Source organism: Halorubrum sp. AJ67 (assembly GCF_000513435.1).
In genome coordinates, this window is record NZ_CBVY010000012.1 from 67,080 (window position 1) to 68,051 (window position 972).

At 65.3% G+C, this 972-nt stretch carries 1 protein-coding gene and 1 pseudogene; both read right to left on the reverse strand.

All coding sequences use genetic code 11. The annotated features are described in order from the left end of the window. Nucleotides 1-459: pseudogene (locus tag BN903_RS10655) on the reverse strand (lysine biosynthesis protein LysX); the annotation flags it as partial. A 79-nt stretch (nt 460-538) separates the two neighbouring features. Beyond that, nucleotides 539-727, reverse strand: coding sequence for a lysine biosynthesis protein LysW (gene lysW / locus BN903_RS10660; protein ID WP_048077712.1), 189 nt, complete (start codon nt 725-727; stop codon nt 539-541). Nucleotides 728-972: the final 245 nt, after the last annotated feature.

The window sequence follows — 972 nt, forward strand, 5'->3', positions numbered from 1 at the left end:
GAGGATGGCCTCGGCGGCGTTCCGCGAGTCGATCTTCGCCATCAGCCGCCCCCACGAGCCGGTGACCGGCTTGAGGACGCAGGGGTAGCCGAACGACTCGATCGCTTCGAGGGCGGCCTCCTTGGTGAACGCCACCTCCGTCGCCGGGGTCGGGATGTCCGCTTCCGCGAGCGCGAGCGAGTTCTTCGCCTTGTCGGCGCAGATATCGCCCGTCTCGGGGGAGTTCACCACAGGGACGCCGTAGCTGTCGATAAAGCGCGTCGCGTACAGCGACCGGCTCGTCGACAGGCAGCGGTCGACGACGATGTCGAGGTCGTCGACCGCGGCGGTCGTCGACTCCAGCCCGAACCGCTCCTTGCGGACGTCAATCTTCTCGACCTCGTGGCCGCGCTCGCGGAGTTCGCCGAGAAGCAGTTTCTCGTCTTTCCGTATCCGTGAGTAGAGGACGCCTACGCGCATGTCGATCCCCCTCCGTTCGCGTCGGCTCTCACGCGCATGCGTACCACTCGCGTGTCGAGTCCGCGGCGCTCGTCGCCATCTACTCGCCCCAGTCCTCCTCCAGTTCGGGTGCCTCCTCCAAGACGACGGGATCGAGCGAGATCACTTCGAGTTCGGTCCCGGTGACCGGACTGTCGATGATCTCGCCGACCTCGACGTCGGCCGGGAGTTCGATCTCTTCGCCCGTGATCGGGTCCTCCGCCACCAGCGTGTCGGTGTCGCTCGTCATCGTGCCCCGTTCTCGGCGACGGGAACACATAAAGGTTCCGAACTTACCAAATAAATTACACTAACCGAAGCATCGGCTACCGAAAGGAACGCGGCCGAAGGCGGCCGAACGAGACTGGATGTCAGACTTCAATAATCAGTTCGCCCCCTCGCGGGAACGGGGTCGCGGCCGGCGGTCGCGGACCGACCGCCGACCGCGGCGGTCGTCGCATCCGGTCGGGCTGTGGCGAATGGTCACTCATACGT